Consider the following 17,910-nt stretch of genomic DNA (forward strand, 5'->3'; position numbering starts at 1 on the left):
CAGGCAACCTTCGCGATCAGTCTTGGTCCTCCTCCGGCAGCGGCAACACGTATTCCTCGAGACATGTCGCCAAGTGGAGAGGCAGCGGCAGCATGAGCGCCTCCCGGTGGTGAGAGGCCATAATCCGCAGGTGATGCGCAACCGCCGCCCACTGTGCAGGGTCCTCACCCGGCGCGTTGAGAAGAACCACCGCCTCCATCAACCGCGGGAGCCACCCCTGCTTTCCTGGCTTGTCCAGCTTACTGTCACTCGGTCGCAAGAACTTCTTGGTCGCCCCCGGTATCTCCTGTGCACTGAGGAACGTTCGCTCCGACAGCCGGAACAGACCGTGCGGCACTCCGACCCTCTCCTCGTCGTCCGTGCCAAACCACTGGGCCGTCTCTTCGCTGTCGCCCGACAAGATACGCACGATGCGCAGGTTCTCCCAGAGCGGGTCGTTCACCGGCGCCCACAGCTGTTTCCGGTCGCCGAACTTCAAGTCATCTACGGTCACGGCGGTGTTGGTCATCCAACCCCACCAGTTCCGGGTCCGGTACCCGTCCACCAACAGAAGCGTCCGCCCCTCGGGCAGGATGTCCTGCAAGAGGCGCTCTTGGAGCCAGTGGTGCACAGCGGCTTGATTGTCATACCAATCGGTCTCCGCCGCAACCGCCAGTTGAGTGGCCGCCTCCCGATAGGTCGCCCATCCGGAAGCACCGGGGTAGTGCACCCGAATCCGCGAGTCTGTGGTGCTCATCCAGACCATGACCGGCAGATACGCGGTGTCATACCGCCGCCTCCCCCTTCGACCGGTGCTCTTCCGAATTGTCATCAGGCCGACCAGCGAGGTTCCCGCCACTGCCTCACCGCGAAGCACCGGCCTGGGCCAGTCTAGCAGAATCCCCAGCTGCCGCATCAGGTCACGTACCGCTCCGGTCACCCGGTGGTTCTCAGCGGTGACCAGTTCCTTCTGCTCCTCGTCAGGCGGCTGCAGGAACTGACTGACCATGCCAACTCTGGCCAGGCCCAGGCGAATCGCCGCCTTGGGATCCGCAGGGCTGGTGTGCCCGCCCTGACGGTCCCACTGAAGCTCCACCACTGCTCCGTGTGCTTCGCCCGTTACTGCAGCGGCAACCTCTTCGGCCCGCCGCTTCACCGCAGCCCACTGGGCACTCCGCGAGCCGTCCTGGAGTTCCAGACGGCGGCCCAACTCCCCGAACTGCACCGGGGTGACGACTATGGCTCCGCCGAACTCCCGGTTGAGGGCTTCGGTAACGGCGTCCCGCATGGCCTCGGTCTGCCAGAAGAGCCGAATGGTCGGCGGCTCCGCGCAGGTTGCCAGCACAGCTTTATGGCGCTCGTCGACGCCGATGTCCGTCCACTTGCGGAGCCGGTTCTTCCGGGTTGCGTTTCCCAGCTTGTTCCTCGGGCTGGGTTCGACAGGGACGAGAAACGGCACCGCCTTGCTTATCGAGTCAAACAGCTGGGCGAGATCCGCCACACCGAGGCCTGGGCGAACCCTGTGACCGTTCTCCTGTGGCGGGTGGACCAGAGCCGCAACAAAACCGTCGATGCCCTCCTGGCGGGCGCGCTCCAAGTTCCGCAGGATGTCACCAACGTCAGGTAAGGGGCTCAGGCTCAAATCCGAAAGTACCGCCGCCATCAGCGCGTCACCCCAGCCTGTCTCGGCCTGCCATCCGGCAGGACCGGGGGTCCAACGGTGCTGGATCGTGATCGGAACGAACACGGGAAGGCGAGCCTCGCCGTCCAGCCAGGTGGCGTTTCAGAAACCGTACGCCCGATTCATCACGCTGGTGCGAGAAGCCGTGGTTCGCGGGCGGGTGCGGCGAGGGCTGCCCTGGAGCACCCTGGCCCGGCGACTGAGCAGCCCGACGGTCAGCTGGCTCTCGGAGAAGACGCTCAGACGCTGGCTTGTCAGGGCGAGAGCGCTGGCCGGAGAGTGGAGCCAGTACCTTGCCGAACGGGTTCTGCGCTTCTGGCCGGACACAGACCTCGATGCCCTCACCCCCCGGCGGGAAGGTCCGGACGCCACGCTCCACTTCCTGCTGGATGTGGGGGACTGGTACCGCCGTCAGATGGGGCGGCGACCGGAGGAACACGGCGGAGTGTTTGCTGCGCTGAACCGGCTGGGTGAAGGCACGGCTTCCCTCTAGCACACCACAGAGTCTGTCCGTCGCCTTCCCGCAGGTTGGCGTGCCACAATGACGCCAACCTGGCAAGGGAGGGACTCACCATGGACGAACAGCAGCGCGACGAGATTGCCGCTTTTCGGTGGCAGCTCATCGCACCGGTTGTGGCAGAGGATGTGACCCGGCTCGAACGGCGGCGGATTCTGCTGCAAATCACCCGCCAGCACCACCAGATTCCGCACAGCGACAAGACCCGGGTCAGCGTTCGCACCCTGGAGCGTTGGATCGCCGCCTACCGGCAGGCCGGCTTCGACGGGCTGAAACCCAAGGTGCGGGACGACGCCCGCAAGGGCCGTGTCATCACACCGGAGATTCTGGAGCACGCCATCGCTGCCAGGCGGGAAGTGCCGGAGCGCAGCGTGCAGCAGATCATTGACACCCTGGAGAAAGCCGGCGTAGTTCCGCCGGGGCTGCTCCGGCGATCCACCCTGTCGCAGCATCTGGTGCGGGCGGGCTACAGCCGCAAGGCCATGCTCAGCCGCAAGCGCAGGGCGACCTTCCGGCGCTTTGAAGCGGCCCACCGCAACGACTGCTGGCAGGGCGACGTGTGTCATCTCCTGAACCTGCCGCATCCGGACAGGCCCGGCAAGACCCGCAAGGTCTACCTCATCGCCTTCATCGACGACTACAGCCGCATCGTCTACGGGCAGATGTACTGGGAGGAGAAACTGCCCCGCCTGGAGGACTGCCTGAAACGCACCATCCTGCGCTACGGTCTCCCCCGGCGTATCTACGTGGACAACGGGGCGATCTATTCCGCCCGGCACCTGGCGCGCATCTGCGGCCGGCTGGGCATCCGCCTCACCCATTCCCGGCCCTATCGACCGCAGGGGCGAGGGAAGATCGAGCGTTTCTTCCTTACCGTACAGAAGAGCTTTCTGCCGGAGGCACAGCAACTCATCGCCGCCGGCCAGCTTGCGACCCTGGAGCAGCTCAACGAGCTGTTCTGGGCCTGGCTGGAGGTGGCGTACCACAACCGGGTGCACGGCGTGACCAAGCAGACGCCGCGGCAGCGGTTTGAGGGCGACACGGAGCCGCTGCGGCGAATTGACCCCAGTGCACTCCGTGAGGTCTTCCTCTGGGAGGAGGAGCGCGTGGTGGACCAGACGGGCTGCTTTTCGCTCTACCGCAACCAATACGAGGTCGACCCGGCCCTGGCCCGCCGGAAGGTCACGCTTCGCTACGACCCGTACGACCTCAGCCAGATCCAGGTCTGGCACGAGGGGAAGCGCTTTGCCGACGCCGTCCCGCTAAAGCTGCACCGTACCCGGCACCGGTCGGTATCCCCCGCACCCGAACCAGCTGCAGCAGCACCGAAGACCGGCCTGAACTTCCTCACGCTGGCCAAGAAGCAGCATGACACCGAACGGCGGAGGCGGCTGGGTGAGACCGCTTACACCCGGCTGACGCAACCGAAGGGGGGCCAGAACTGAGTGCTGGCCGCGTTCTTTGGCTTTCGCGTCCTGCCCTTCAGCAAGGAGATCCCGACCGCCGACCTGTTTCCGTGTGCACAGCACCAGGAACTGCTGGCCAGGCTCCAGTACTGCGTGCGCCACCGGGCGTTCGGCCTCATCACCGGTGAGGTGGGATCCGGCAAGACCACTGCGATCCGTACCCTGTACGACCTGCTGGATCGCAGCCGGAATCCGTTTGTCTACATTGCCGACTCCAAGCTCACGCCCACGGCCTTTTACCGCGACGTGCTCACCCAGCTCGGTGTCGCCGCACCCTACCACTTCCTGAGCCGAGAGGCCCGCCGGCTGTTTGAGCAGACCATCCTGGACGGCTACCGGCTGCACGGGCTGCAGCCCGTCATCGTCTTGGACGAAGCCCATCTGCTGCCGCACGCCATGCTGCAGGAAGTGCGGTTCCTGCTCAACTTCCACCTGGATTCGGCCTGTCCCATGACCTTTCTGCTGGTGGGCCAGTCCGAACTGCGCGGCATGCTCCGCCTGCGCACCTTCGAAGCCATCGCCCAGCGCGTTCAGGTGCGGTACCATCTGGGGCCGCTGAGCGAGGAAGAAACCGTCGCGTACATCCGGCACCATCTGCGCCGGACGGGTGTCGACCACGACATCTTCTCGGAACAGGCGCTGCAGAAGATCGCCGCCGAGTCCCGCGGGCTTCCCCGGGTCATTAACACACTCTGCACCAACTGCCTGCTGGACGCCTGCTCCCGTGAACAGCGCTTTGTGGACGAGGCCAATGTCGACCGGGTTCTGTTTGAGCTGCAGGATCTGCAGACCGCCAAGGGCAGCAGCCCGTGGTAAGCGGCCCGAGGAAACGGGTCGCACCCAGAATGGTACAAGCTACGCTGTGTAAAGCTCAACAGGGGCGGCCGGCCGGCCGCCCCCAATTCTGGCGACAAGACAACGCGTCAGTTGACGGACGACACTGTCGTCGATCAAGTTACTGCCAAATAGCGCGGGCAACAACATCTCTTCCTCACTGAGCTCAACCGTTTCGGTTATAGACTTGATGGGCTCATACCGACACGGTTTCAAGAGCAGGCGCGACCACCCAAAATCCCGACCGAACTCCCGCAGAATGAGCTGGGTGTCAGGTACTGGGTAAGCGTAAACGTGCAGCGTTGTTCCACACCCCATCTTGTCCTCCCGCCAGAACCAGGGATACTCCTGCGTCCAGGCAGGCAACGGCTCCCAGACCCACCATTCGTACCGGTCGTACATATCCGCATGCTCCCGGAGTATCCGCTCCACCTCAGCCCGCATCCGATCAGACATCTCCTCCGGCGCCGGCGGCGGCGACCAGCCCTCCGGCCAGCCAGGGCCCGGATCGTAATTCTCAGCCGGGTACTCCGCTATCTCGATTTCCAGTTCCGCTTCCTCCGAAGCCCCCGCCCCCACGGGAGCCTGAATCAGCAGAACGACGAGCACCAGCCCAGCCAGCCACAAGGGCCGGCGCGTAAGTCCCCACTGCATCTTCGTTGACTCTCCCCCACGAAGTGGTTCTCACATATCCAATACGAAAACCCCTGGGTTCGGGTTCTCCCAGGGGCCACAGGCTCCTGCACAGCGACTCAGGGGGAGGCGGGCAGCGCCTATGCCGGGATAAGACCGGATCACCTCACCCAAACTAACAACGGGCACTCACGAATGTGAGCGCCCGGGAGCCTGCAGACGCCGCCCCAAGATCGGAACGACGGCTGCCGCATCTCAAACGTCAGCAACCGCTAGTACTTAGCGGCAAGTGCTAGACGGATGAGAAGGATGATGGCCCAGAGAACCACTGCTGGATCGAGCTCAACATACATCTTCATCCGTTAGCACCCCCTTTCGAGGGCACCGGCCGATCAGGCTCCTCTTCCAGTATATCCCACCCCGGATCCACTTCCAACCCCTGGGCGTCGGTCCGGGATTCTTACTGTCGCATCACATTCTCTGCCAGCTTACAGCCGCTCCCGACACGCCGTTACCCCATCGGCTGTAAAGGCACCGGACGGCATGGCACAGCCGTCAGTCCGTGATGGCGCCGCCCTCCGCACCGCCTTTCCCGCCCGACTGCAGATCGAGCACCTCCACCCGGCGGATCGCCCGGTTGTTCTCCAGCCGGGTATCTGCCGGGTAATCAATCTCGGCGATGATCTCCCAGATCCCGGCGGTCAGCCCCGGTATCGTGCCCGCCTTGAAGCTGCAGCAGGGCATCTGGTCGATGGTCACCTTCTGCCATCCTCCGGCCGGCGCCCGACCGCCCGCCTCAGGCCGCGCCCAGAGCCGGAGCGGGACCCGGATCTCGCTGCGGCCCAAGTTGTTCTGATACCCCAGGTAGATGCCCACCTCGAACGGCCGACCCGCCTCGGCCACCTGCGGCACGGCCAGATCCACCACCGACGGGTCGTCGATGATCTCGTTCCCGTTCCCGTCGTCCCCGCCAGGATGGTCGGGCTCACCAGGCGGCTGCGGGCTGCTGTACGGCACGATGAGCACGTTGTTGGCGAGGCCGCCCTCCGGACCGGGCTCCCCCTCCCGCTCCACCACCTCGGCCACCGACCCGGCACAGCTCTTCTCCGCCGGAAGCCCCAGCGCGGACGCGATGGACCGGGCCACCGCAAGTCTCGGGTTCGCCGTGTGCGGCGCGCTGAGCGCGTAGACCGAGGGCAGGTCGATCACGCCGACGATCTGGCCCTCAGCCGGATCGCCCTCGGCGAGGGTGACCGTCAGCGGCACCGGGTGGGGCTGCTCCGGCGCCAGATCGCCGGGCAGCGGCGCCTCTCCCAGGGCGCGGATTAGCTGCCCGCCTTCATCTGTGAGAAACCACCGCACGGCCATCGGGCTCGGGCAGAGCGCGGCCAAGGTCCGGGACGTCAGCTCTAACTGAAGCCGCGGATGCAGATCCGCCGGCTCACCCTCCGCAAGCACCAGGGGCCCCGGGGCATCCAGCCACCGCAGGTCGTAGGTCTCGCCGGTCCGATAGGCCACCAGCCGGCCGGAAGCCTCACCGTTCACCTCGTAGTTGACGCCCACCAGCATGAGCCCGTGGGCGAAGGCGGGATCGACGCCCACGCCCGAGACCTGGGAGAAGCTGTACGGTCCCACGTTGGGCGCCTCGCCTGGCTTCAGCAGAAACAGCCGGTCCGTGGGCGCCCGCTCCTCCGGTGGAATCAGCGCAGGCCTGGCGTCGCCCCCGGCCGGGTTCCCAGTGTCCAGCGCGAGGCTGTAGAAGAAGCCGTTCACGTCGCCGAACAGGAGCGCCCCACGGCTGACCAGCGCCAGCGGTGCGGTGTTCATGGAGGCCATCCGCTCGCCCAGCCGCTCCTCCGGGCCGAACTTGCGGAACCACTTCAGCTCGCCGCCGGGGCCGATGGCGACCACCGCGCCATCGCTGCCGGTGGGGCCGTCACGAAGGCCCACGCCGGTGTCGGTGTAGTTGCGCAGGGTGATGTAGAGGTGGGTCTCGGGGCCGTCGGGGGTCTGCTGGACCACGACGGCGGGTTCGGTGTTGGTGAACGCGTTCTTGGCGCCGATGAGGGCAGGGAGGTCCACCATGTGCCCTTTCCATCCCGCCGGCTCGAGACCATCGCTCAGGTTGGCTCCCCAGAGTCGCCCCTGTGTATCCAGCCAATAGGCATGGGTTCCGTCAGATGTGAAGTTGCCTGCAAACCCTGCGGAGCCGTCCACCGTCCAGACTCGGTAGGGGCGATAGTCGTCGTTGCGGTCCAGGGCCAGCCGGATCGCCCGACCGCCTTCAAAGCCGTCTGTACCGATGACGAAGCTGGGGTTCTGGCCGTGGAGCGGCGCTGCCACTGCAGACGGGGTGATGAAGCCACCGAAGCCGTCCTCGTCGCGCTTGGTGGGGGCAGCTTCGTAGACCTGCCGCCGAACAAATCCGTTGAGTTGATCCAAACCCTGAACCACCCAGACCTTACCGTGATTACGGGGGCATAGCGGCCGCCCTTCGGGCAGGCTCTCCTCCCCGGGGTAGTTGGGCCGGTCCGCTACCACCACGATGTCCCGCCCCTGATCGTGGATCACCACCGGGGAGCCCACGATGGGACAACCGATACCCAACTCTGCCGGCTGAGCCCATCCCTCTCTGGTGTGATACGCCCAGAGCCAGCCGTAGCCGGTGCCGAAATAGAGGACACCGGTCGCGGGACTGTAGCTGGGACTGGACTGCGGAGCGATGAAAGCGCCTCCGGGTGCCACGTTGAACTCAATTGCCTTGCCCTTTATCGGATCGTGGACCTCAACAGGGTCTCCGATCAGCCAATTAAGTCCATCCAACTCCAACTGCCACAGGTAAGCACCCGCCAAGTGGTAAATGACCCTATCGATCACCACGGGCTGTGCCGCACTCTCGCCCAAGGGGCTTGTCGCCCAGTGTTCCGTCAACTCAATTAATCCGTGTGAGTCGAATATGGCTGACGTACGCTGCGGCGAGCCACCCTTGGTAATCCAGTCTCCGGCCGCCGCCACCGATTGCGGCGTCAGGGCCAACAGCATCGCCATCGCCGCAACCCACCGTTGCCACCTCATGTTTTGCCCACCCCCTCAGTACCGCACAGCCCGGTTCTCCAGATACCAGCTCGGGTACTCGTACAGGGGGAAGAACGGCGTGAAGATGTGAACTTGATAGCTGCCCGACAGGCTTCCGTCCTCCCGACGGTAAATTGGCTCGGCGCCAACCCAGTAGACTTTCGCTCCCATCTGCTCAGCGATGAACCGAACGGGCACCATTGTGCGGTCGTTCCGTATCACCGGCGGAGCATCCAGCGGAACCTCAAGGCCATCAACCACCGCTACCGGTTGGTCGATTGTCAACACGATCGTTCGCTCCGGTGTACTGACGGTCCGCTCCTCCAGCAGGAAGCGGTACGGATCGGGCAGATGCGTCTCCGGATGGATCAGGTCGGGGTAGTCATATCCAGGCGCCGGGATCGCCTTCATTACCACACGGGTAACGGCAGGGAAGTGGATCGTTACCTGCCGGTTCGCCTCATCCCACGCAACATCAGCGCCCATCATCTCGCTGATAAAGCGGATCGGCACCCTCACCCGATTGACGGTGGTGTCCAAATACGCAGGCGTGTCGAAATGGCTGCTGGCGTTACCGAAGTTGAGGAAGACGTAGATCTCATCGGGATTGCCCTCGTGCCGATACCCATAATCCCGACCCAACCCTGGGTGAGACTTGTCCATCCAGTATTCGTACTCGATGCCCCTGCCCTCAGCCAGCTTCTCTTCCTCACTGAGCTCGATGGTCTCCGTAATCGACTTGATGGGCTCATACCGACACGGCTTCAGGAGCAGCCGTGACCACCCATAATCTCGGCCAAAGACCTCCCAGATCAACTGCGTGTCCGGCTTTGGATAGGCGAAGACGTGTATCGTCGTCCCGCAGCGCATCCAGTCCTCCTCCCAGTACCAGGGATACTCCTGCGTCCAGGCAGGCAAAGGCTCCCAGACCCACCATTCGTACCCATCGTACCTGTCTGGATGCTCCCTGAGTTCCTGCTCCACCACAGCCCGCATCCGCTCCGACATCTCCTCCGGAGCCGGCGGCGGCGACCAGCCCTCCGGCCAGCCAGGGCCCGGATCGTAATTCCCAGCCGGGTACTCCGCTATCTCGATTTCAAGTCCCGCTTCCTCCGAAGCCCCCGCACCGACTGGAGCCTGAAGCAGCAGAACGGCGAGCGCCAGCCAGGCCAGCCAGATGGACCGGCGTGTAAGTCCCCACTGCATCTCCATTGACACTCCCCCACGAAGTGGTTCTCACATATCCAATACGAAAACCCCTGGGTCCAAGTTCTCCCAGGGATTCAAGTCGAGGCTCTCGGAACCGTGTTCCTTCAGTATCGTAGCGCCCCAGTTTCTGCCTTCACACACCAGGGGTCGTGGTCTGCCTGTAAAGGGAGACCACGGCCCCGCTCCGGTCACCACCCAGGGCGTCCTGTTTCCGTAGCCCGCAATACTGCAACCACTGGTCATCAGTCCTCTTCAACGGGCGTGAGCAAGGTCAGCACATGATCCGGGTGGGTCACCATTGACTGCTCATGGACCTCCGCCACTTGCGGCCGATCTAACCAGGCAGACGCGGGCACAGTGCCCTTGCGGACCATGCCGACCTCTTTAGTGTGGCGCAGTCTGGAAGCGATAGCAGCATCACCGATCCATTCCAAGATCGCAGTTGCTGGCCCAACCGTTTCGCGGAAATCATCGGTCATTCTCTGAAAACGCACCACACCGTGCACCATGTACACGACAGCCACGGCTTCGTGGGTCAGTCGAATCGCCTGAAAAGCAGCCGCTGTTACAGAAACCCCAAACTGGGCGGCTAAGTTGAGTAACCCTTCCAAAGTCATCGGCGTGCGCCAAACGGCTTTTCCAAACCATTTCGGCGGCATCAGCAGCGCAGCTGCATATCGATCTGCCTCTGTTTCCCACTCCGAGCCAACTCGGGTCGAGCGTTCGGCAGCAGCGGCCACTTCCCTCTCACTCGAGTCCTGTCTTCGGGGTTCAGCTGGTTCGGAGACAACTGAAGCGTGAACTGTATATCCCGTGTGGCCAGGCAGCACCGCATGGCCCAATTCGTGCGCAATCGTAAACCGCTTGCGCGTATCGCTCTTCGCACTATTGTACAGAATGATAGGGCCCGGCAATCCTGGCCGCTGGATAATCAGTCCGTCGATCTCCTCAGGTAGACGGGTCCCGTGGAGAAAGCACCCCAAGGCGGTACACAACCGCCTGATGTCTACCGGGAAGGTTTGGTGCGGTCCGAGCAACTGCAAGGCCGCGTGTGCGTAATCCTCTGGGTCCCATCGAGGGTTATGCGGGATCGATTCAATCTGCATCACATCTAGCTCACGAAACCACTTCTGTGCTGCCTTCACAGCCTCGGTTACACTGGGATGGCCAACTACTTCAACCAGTTCGATGCAGCCGCGGGCCGCCACATCAATAACGCTCGTGGCACTGACTTCCCACTGTGTGAGCAAGGTTGCCGCGTAGCTGCGAATTCGCGCAGACGGCGAGGAGTACTCCAGACGGCGCAATTGCCGTTCAAGGCGGTACCCCAACTGCTGTCTGGCAGTTTCAAGAAATGGCGGATATTGAAGCAAGTCAAGGGCGAACAACTGGAAAAGCTCAGACCGGTTTTCCAGGTTGGCAAGCAGAAGCCGGACAAGTGCACCCTGTTCTTTGGGTGGCATGCCATCAAACACGTCCAGCAGACCATTTCGGAGATCAAAGTGGAGCTCAGACCGACTTTCGACCTGCAGCAGCACTACGTTGAAATTTGGACTTTCGGGATTGGCAGCGACTTCCCTAACCAGGGCCTGCCATACCGCCATACTTGATTGTACATCCCTCTGCTCGCGCACCATTTCCGAGAGCTCTGGGACCGCTGCCAGATCTGTTAGCGCGTTGGAACGCGTTCGGGGAGTCGCCAAGAGGTACGCCCCAACCATGCGCTTGACCTCAGCCGACCCAGCTTCAGATGCCAAGTGAAAGAGTAGTCGGTCATCGAAATCTGGCGTATTATCGGCCCAAGCAAGAAGTAGGAGCGTGGCACCCCGGGCCGCATCCGGCATGGCATCTTGTGCACTGATGTCAGTTAGGTGCTTAAGAACACGCCGCTGAACTGCTGGCGGCTGATTATTCAGCCATACCAGCATGCCTCTTGTCCAAGGCAAGCGTCCCCAGTCTCTATCCACGCGGTGTGCGACTTCACGAAGTAATTGGAGGAAGCTCGATGCACTAGGGTCCAAAGTGCGTTGCAATAGTTCAAGCACCCTATCGTATGATCCTGGACCCATCGGAATACTCGCGCGATTGATCTGCACCGCTTTCACCCTTCTTAAGCGACACTCGCCTCCAAACTCCATGTGAATAGGCCTCGATCCACAGGAGCCGCGCCTCTCCAGTAGCATCTCCTATTTTAATCAGTTCATCCTTTCTTAGGAACTCCTGATTAGGAATGCTGCGCATGACCCCACCAGTCGATGAAAATTTCCGAAACTGTTCTTGCCGTTCGATGGCCAGGACCGCACGGTATGTACACAAATGAGGGTCCAAACCGTGTGCATACTGCACCGCTTCGCAGGCGCTAACAAAGTTGGCATGGAGTGTACAGTAGGCCCCGTCCCCGTAGTGCGGTCGATGCTCGGCCGAGGCATTCGACACGCTCATGGCAATCTCGGTCTCGGTCATGCACCTCGCCCTGGATCCAATCGCTTTCTCTACGTATATGATCTTCCACAAGGGTTCTCCACCCTCGGCTTTGGCAGGAAAGTAGTGATACACGATCGTACCGTTGAGCGGCTGTGTCGTTTCGGCTACAGCGGCATAGGAGTCCCGCTCAAAATCCGCGGGCTGTACATTGCCACGAAGATTACTTATGATCGGACCTTCCTGGGGATGGCAGCGAGTGCAGTCACTCAAGCGCATTCCCTCCAATTAGTTCTTGTATTCCATTTTCTCCATCGACTAGTTTGACTCCTGTAGATACCCTATTTCGATGATCTCACCGCTGTCGATGTCCTGCTCGACTTCGAACCAGCCCCGGTGGAGACGTCGTTTGAACCAGCACGATGATCACCAAACAGGTTGGACACGCTTGGGCAACTCCGGATCAAGTCCCGTCAAGTGGTGTAAATCGGGTTCCAGCATTGTAGTTGCTCTAGTCGGCACTCAGCGGCAAAAGTTCAGGACGGCCGAGGCTCGGGTCATGGGCGTACAGTTTCGCCATGGACGCCTGGCTGAAGTATCTTCGTGGGGCGGTCATCCACTCTTCCTGTTGCTCGATCATGACGGCTCCGGCCAGGCGGATCAGAGCTTCTCTGTTGGGGAAGATGCCCACGATCTCCGTCCGCCGGCCGATCTCTCTGTTGAGCCGTTCCAGGGGGTTCGTGGAGTGCAGTCGCCGCCAGTGCTCAGTCGGGAAGGCCATGTAAGCCAGAATGTCCTCCTCGGCATCTTCCAGCAGTTGGGCCGCCCGGGGGAACTGTTTCCGCAGGTTCTCGACCACAACGGCTAGCTGAGACTTCGCTGCCTGCTGGTCCGGCTGTGCGAAGATGGTCCTCACAGCAGCCGACACCATGGACTGCAGGTTCTTGGGCACATAGCCGAGCAGATTCCGCATGAAGTGAACCCGGCAGCGCTGCCAGCTGGCGCCACTGAACACGGTTCGGATCGCTTCACGCAGACCGACGTGGTTATCACTGATCACCAGAAGCACGCCCTTGAGGCCCCGAGCGACCAGCTGCCGCAAAAACGCGGTCCAGAAGGCCCCATCTTCGCTGGGACCCACGTCTAGCCCCAGAATCTCCCGTTCGCCATCCTCTCGTACACCCATGGCGATCACCAGGGCCATGCTGGAGACCCTGCCGTTCTCCCGAACCTTCTCGTACTTGGCATCCAGCCAAACGTAAGGGTAGCGCCCTTCCAACGGTCGGTTGCGAAAGGCCTCAACCACCTCGTCCAACTCGGCGCAAAGCCGGGAGACCTGGCTCTTGCTCACGCCGGTCATCCCCAGGGCCTGCACCAACTCATCTACCTTCCGGGTGCTGACCCCCTGAATGTAAGCCTCCTGAACCACAGCCACCAAGGCCTTCTCGGCCCGTCGGCGAGGTTCGAGCCAGCTTGGCATGTAGGACCCCTTCCGGAGTTTGGGGATCTGCAGATCGATCGTCCCGACCCGCGTATCCCACTGACGTTCCCGATAGCCGTTGCGGTAGTTGCTGCGCTCAGACGACCGTTCGTACCGCTCAGCGCCAATCTGCTGCGATACTTCCAGTTCCATGAGACCCTGAGCCAGCACCCGAACTCCTTCCCGGAGGAAATCCACGTCGTCCACACCGGACTTGCGCAGAAGCTCCTCCAATGCGATCCTAAAGTTGGTCACCTGCGGGTTCCCCCTTTGCGATGTATTGCTCCTACTTCGCATGGAACCCAAAGGTGGCCACTTATGTCAAGCAGCCCCTCCCACCGGAAGGTCCGGGGAATTTACACCACTACTTTGGACTCTAACTTTGCGAAAGATAGGTCTGGACGTTCTGACCCAGGGGAAGTAAGGTACACATACACAGGTGCACTCCGCCCTGTGGGGAGAGCCTGCCCAGGTGGACAGCCAAGTCACAGGCCTGGGCAGGCTCTCATATTTGTCCCCTGTCGTACGAAAACGGAGAGGACAGCCCCTCTCCTGATAATTCTATCTTCAATATTCTCTGTCCTACACAAGCGCACGATGCTCAGCACATGTTGACAAATAATCCGGGCAACAACATTCCCTTCCACATGAAGGAGCCATCTGATACGCTCAACATGAGCCATCTCGATCTTCAATCCTTTCACCCCTGCAAACTGGAAATGCGGTACATCCCAGTTTACAGGTTTGGAAGATTGAGGTGGCTCACTTTTACGTGATCAAATGGCCCCCAAATGGCTCCCTTTTAGGGGTCTTCGTCAGCTTTCGTGCAACCGACGATGCCGCATTATCGGAAGAAGATGCCCGATGGTCCTAAATGGAGGCGATTTAGTAACTCACTGACGTCTGGGGATGGGGGAATCTCCTCCAAAACAAACCATCGACCGGCTCTGTCTGCTCGGTACAGAGTCCAGGTTTTCCGGTGTGGATCCAGGCGAAACTGGGCGACAGGTGTTCGCAACCAGCGGTGTATGGTTGGAATCCAGGATGGCCGGCTCTCATAAACCGTGATGGTCTGACCGCGCGTTCGGAATTCGAGGCGATAGTGATTTCGCATGTCTGGTGGCACCGCGAGCTGGCAGAAGTTGTAGATTACTTGCTCCGCGCGGAGAATCTCGTCAGGCACTGACATGTGGACTCCCCCACCATGCTCGACCAGTTACCGGACACCGAGAACTCTGGCCCGGAGAAGCGCAAGGCTTGCGCGACCGTAGCCGAGCCGCTTCATGAACTTGATTCGCGTGATGATCCCTTCTACAGGTCCGGTACTCCAAGGCAATTCGATCGCCGCAAGAATCGCGTCTTTATCGGCCGTAAACGTCCTGGCGAGGCGCGCAAATGGGGATAAGCCGCTACCCGCTGCGTCCGCCAGCCACTGATCGAGTTCATCAGCCTGGTGCTCCCGGAGCATATGGCGAAAGCGTTGCAACAGCGAGTGAGCGAGGTCGAGTTCAGGATTCAGTGTCAGCACCTGTTCGACAATTTGTTGCTGCTTGTTGGTCCGGTGCTCGGGTGGGCAAAGGAGAGCCCACCGTACGTCTTTCCACGCGTAAGGCTGCCCGGCGGAACCCGTTTCGGGACCAGAAGCGGGCCCGCCATGGGCGCGCCAGCGAGTAAGTTCGTGGCGAACCATTGAGTATGATCCGCTGTATCCCTGTTCGCGGATCTCTTCGTAGAGCTTCCGGGAATTCCGGCAACCCGATTGCCAGCGTTCAGCCAAATGAGAAAGATAGGGATCGATTTTTCTACGAACTTTGGGCCGCGGCGCTCGCTGGGGAATATCAGAGGACCTCACGTATTTCGCAACGGTCTTCCGGTCCAGCCCCGTGGCCCGGCTAATCGCCCGGATCGACTCCCCATTCGCATACCGCCGGTGAACTTCTTCGTACCGCCTTCGCAGTCGCTCGGCCGCTGCTTGTCGTGCCTGCTGAGCCTTCGTAGGCGGCTTGGATTTGCGTGCAGTCTCCTGCGCTGGCGGATGAGCCGGATGCTTTGCCGCAACCGCCCTTTCTGGGAGAACCCATACCCTGCGGTCCACGACTTCCTGGAACGCCTCGCTGACGTTTCGTACTAGGTGAAAACGGTCTGCCACCTGGACGGCGTTCGGAGCGGCTCGTCGCACGGCTTCCGCATAAGCAGTCGCCCGGTCCCGGGCGACAATCTCCACGCCCGGATGTTTCTTGAGCCAATCGTACACTGTTTCCGCGTTTCGTCCAAACAGAATATCGACGGGTTGTCCGGATTCAAGATCGCACAGTACGGTACCATATGTCCGGCCCCGCCGTAGAGCGAAATCGTCAATTCCAAGGACTCGAGGGGCACTTACCGACCGTTCCTTGCGATTAACCGTTCGCAGGAGGGTACGAGGACTAGTTTGAATGCCCATCTGCTCCGCCAGGCGAGCAGCGGTCCTGCTGCTTGTCGTGAGGACCAGCGACAGCAATTGCATTGTTAAACGCTCCGTGCGTTGGGCATGCGGTCGAGCAAAGAGCCCAAGCGACTCAGCAAATGTCTTCCGGGGGCAACGCGGATTCTTACACCGAAACCTCCGCACCTGGACCAACACGACTACAGGTCGACCAAGGATTGGCAAGTCGCGAAGCTTGCGCTCATAGGTGCTGTGAACGCTCCGGCTCTCGAACGCGCAATCAGGGCAAGAGCCTCCGCCACTTTCTAACCTGATTGTTATCTGGGTACCCGTTTCAGTCGCAACAACACTGACCACGTCAAAGCCGGGGAAATAAGCTGCCAACACTTCGCAGGCAATCCCTTCCATTGCAGGGCTTGCCCTAAGTATAGCAATGACTGCCTCCTCTCGGGGTGTTTGTTGATGGTGACACCACTAGGAGTTTCCAAATGGCCACTGCTAATGCAGTCGCTGCTTTAGCACCACGAGGTTGGACTCCAACCTTTGAGCCGGGGATGATTATTCACTCCTCGGTTCTAAGTGCACGCAGTTCTTCCTGAAGCTCCGCCAAGTCCGCTTCCAGGTCTGCTAACCACTCTGCCTTGTAATCGGGAAACTCGGCATCTAACAGGACCTGATCGTTTGGCCCGTCAAGCCTTGTGACTTCGACCTCCAGGATCAAGTCGTCCCGATCTCTTGGAGCCGAACCCCAAGTGCTGAAAGAGTTCGCAACCAACTTCCACGTCTGGATTTCACCGGGTTCAATACCTCCGGGAATGGCGTAGTTGAAATCTTCCTCGACCCACGGGACGGATCTACCCGGGGACACGAGGCGGCCATGGAAATAGGCTCGCGCTACTGGGAACTCGGTGTTGTTCTGGACAGTGAGTTCGATGACAGGTTCCTCCCACCACCCGTCAACTGCCCAGTAGAACTTGGCGTTGGACACGACGAACTTACTCAACTTAGACCGAGACTGTTCGGCAAACTCCCTGTCCCGCCGCAGCTCTGTGAGCTGCTCCTCGATTGCTGCGATGCGCCTACGCAAACTCTCGGCCCGGCGGGCCCTGCTTTCCTCGGCATAACTGTTCGCCAGAAAACCGTCATCGAAAATGTCCAAGAGGCCGCTTTCGGCGAACACCGGCGTGGTGACCTTCCACTGCCCGTCGATTCTTTCCACCATGACTGTGCGCTCGACGGTAATGGTTGACGCATCTGATCTGGTGATCTCTGCGGTTAGGGAATCGACCAGGCGTTGTGTCATAGTTTTCTCATCCAAAGGTGTAAGCATGAACGCACTGGCAAATGCCTCGCCGAGAAGATTCGCCAAGACACGGCCCACAATCGGCCTTAGGTCTGGTGCGATTAGTTCTACCGGCACACGATAGCGGTCGTCGTCCTCTTTTTGCGCCTCACGCACAGTAAAACGAACCTGCGCCAAATAGGTCTGGACAAACCGGGCTTCAGCACTGTCATCGCCGTTCAGTTCAACCAACGCCTCCGTGCTGAGTTGAGCAGCCCGGTCAAAGTCGCCGATGGTGAGGGCTGTCAGGTACTCCTCCACAAGCCCAGCAGCATCTACCTGACCACATCCGCCGATCAGTAGTAGCAGCGCCAACATTCCTGAAACGAGCCTCGCTCGCACTCCCATCTCCCTCCATTCGCCAAAGCATTAGACCCGCAATTTCATGCTAGCGGACAAAACCATCAATTGCAACTCATCGGCGGAGGGCAAGCCCTCTTGGGGTCGACCCGTCTTCGAAGAAAATCGAGGACTGGAAGATCTTGGGTGTCCCATGACACATGAACTAACCCGTTCAAACGGGCATCGAACACCCATGAACGTGGTTTGGTGTTTCGATTTATACAGTAGCATTTTGCGCAGACCCTAGTAAGGCGGGGCGGCGTTCGGTGATCATGGGGGAGGTGTCTTGATGGTGCGGCGACGTGGTTGCAAGTTGGGCGGAGCGGAAGTGGTCACAAGTGCTGGGCCGCCTCTTTCGCCTCGCCGATGTCCTGCTGCATGGCAGCGTCGGTGGCCTCGGTGGTCGTCTGCAGTCTGTCCAGTGTGCCGATCCGTTTGTCGTGCTGGGTCACCGTTCGTTCCAGGGCGGACACCCTGGCCTCCATGACGGATGAAGCAACAAATGT

At 61.0% G+C, this 17,910-nt stretch carries 13 protein-coding genes; 3 read left to right on the plus strand and 10 right to left on the minus strand.

The features are described from left to right. Window positions 1–16: 16 nt before the first annotated feature. Complete coding sequence (locus ACZ45O_RS08310) at window positions 17–1,726, minus strand: RNaseH domain-containing protein (protein WP_464857359.1); 1,710 nt, start codon at window positions 1,724–1,726, stop codon at window positions 17–19. Between the two features lie 28 nt (window positions 1,727–1,754). On the opposite strand from ACZ45O_RS08310, the gene ACZ45O_RS08315 reads away from it, so the two are divergent. The 3 genes from ACZ45O_RS08315 to ACZ45O_RS08325 all read left to right on the plus strand — a co-directional run bounded on the left by ACZ45O_RS08315 (window position 1,755) and on the right by ACZ45O_RS08325 (window position 4,459). Further along, window positions 1,755–2,153, plus strand: coding sequence for a hypothetical protein (locus tag ACZ45O_RS08315; protein ID WP_464857361.1), 399 nt, complete (start codon window positions 1,755–1,757; stop codon window positions 2,151–2,153). 80 nt (window positions 2,154–2,233) lie between these two features. Next, window positions 2,234–3,622: a DDE-type integrase/transposase/recombinase gene (locus ACZ45O_RS08320; RefSeq protein WP_464857363.1), complete on the plus strand. Its 1,389-nt coding sequence runs from the start codon at window positions 2,234–2,236 to the stop codon at window positions 3,620–3,622. Next, entirely contained in the window at window positions 3,623–4,459 is an 837-nt protein-coding gene (locus ACZ45O_RS08325; RefSeq protein ID WP_464857365.1) for an ExeA family protein, read from the plus strand. It abuts the gene before it with no gap. Between the two features lie 39 nt (window positions 4,460–4,498). Here ACZ45O_RS08325 and ACZ45O_RS08330 read toward each other — a convergent pair whose 3' ends face one another. The 9 genes from ACZ45O_RS08330 to ACZ45O_RS08370 form a co-directional block, all read right to left on the minus strand. Further along, window positions 4,499–5,086, minus strand: a complete 588-nt coding sequence (locus ACZ45O_RS08330; RefSeq protein WP_464857367.1) for a hypothetical protein — start codon at window positions 5,084–5,086, stop codon at window positions 4,499–4,501. Window positions 5,087–5,665: 579 nt separating this feature from the next. Continuing rightward, a complete protein-coding gene (locus tag ACZ45O_RS08335; RefSeq protein WP_464857369.1) occupies window positions 5,666–8,185 on the minus strand; it encodes a hypothetical protein in 2,520 nt (839 codons plus the stop codon). 15 nt (window positions 8,186–8,200) lie between these two features. Beyond that, window positions 8,201–9,397 carry a copper amine oxidase N-terminal domain-containing protein gene (locus tag ACZ45O_RS08340; RefSeq protein ID WP_464857371.1) on the minus strand — a complete coding sequence of 399 codons (1,197 nt, stop codon included), beginning with the start codon at window positions 9,395–9,397 and terminating at the stop codon, window positions 8,201–8,203. 239 nt (window positions 9,398–9,636) lie between these two features. Then, window positions 9,637–11,322, minus strand: a complete 1,686-nt coding sequence (locus ACZ45O_RS08345; protein WP_464857372.1) for an ImmA/IrrE family metallo-endopeptidase — start codon at window positions 11,320–11,322, stop codon at window positions 9,637–9,639. Between the two features lie 1,004 nt (window positions 11,323–12,326). Then, window positions 12,327–13,550, minus strand: coding sequence for an IS256 family transposase (locus ACZ45O_RS08350; RefSeq protein ID WP_043713963.1), 1,224 nt, complete (start codon window positions 13,548–13,550; stop codon window positions 12,327–12,329). 589 nt (window positions 13,551–14,139) lie between these two features. Next, entirely contained in the window at window positions 14,140–14,484 is a 345-nt protein-coding gene (locus ACZ45O_RS08355; protein WP_464857374.1) for a DUF3024 domain-containing protein, read from the minus strand. Window positions 14,485–14,511: 27 nt separating this feature from the next. Beyond that, window positions 14,512–16,128, minus strand: a complete 1,617-nt coding sequence (locus ACZ45O_RS08360; RefSeq protein WP_464857376.1) for an ISL3 family transposase — start codon at window positions 16,126–16,128, stop codon at window positions 14,512–14,514. Between the two features lie 154 nt (window positions 16,129–16,282). Beyond that, window positions 16,283–17,404, minus strand: a complete 1,122-nt coding sequence (locus ACZ45O_RS08365; RefSeq protein ID WP_148205508.1) for a hypothetical protein — start codon at window positions 17,402–17,404, stop codon at window positions 16,283–16,285. Between the two features lie 332 nt (window positions 17,405–17,736). Continuing rightward, window positions 17,737–17,889 (minus strand): hypothetical protein, encoded by a 153-nt coding sequence (locus ACZ45O_RS08370; protein WP_464857378.1) that lies wholly within the window; start codon window positions 17,887–17,889, stop codon window positions 17,737–17,739. Between the last annotated feature and the right edge of the window lie 21 nt (window positions 17,890–17,910).

It is taken from the genome of Symbiobacterium turbinis (assembly GCF_055383075.1).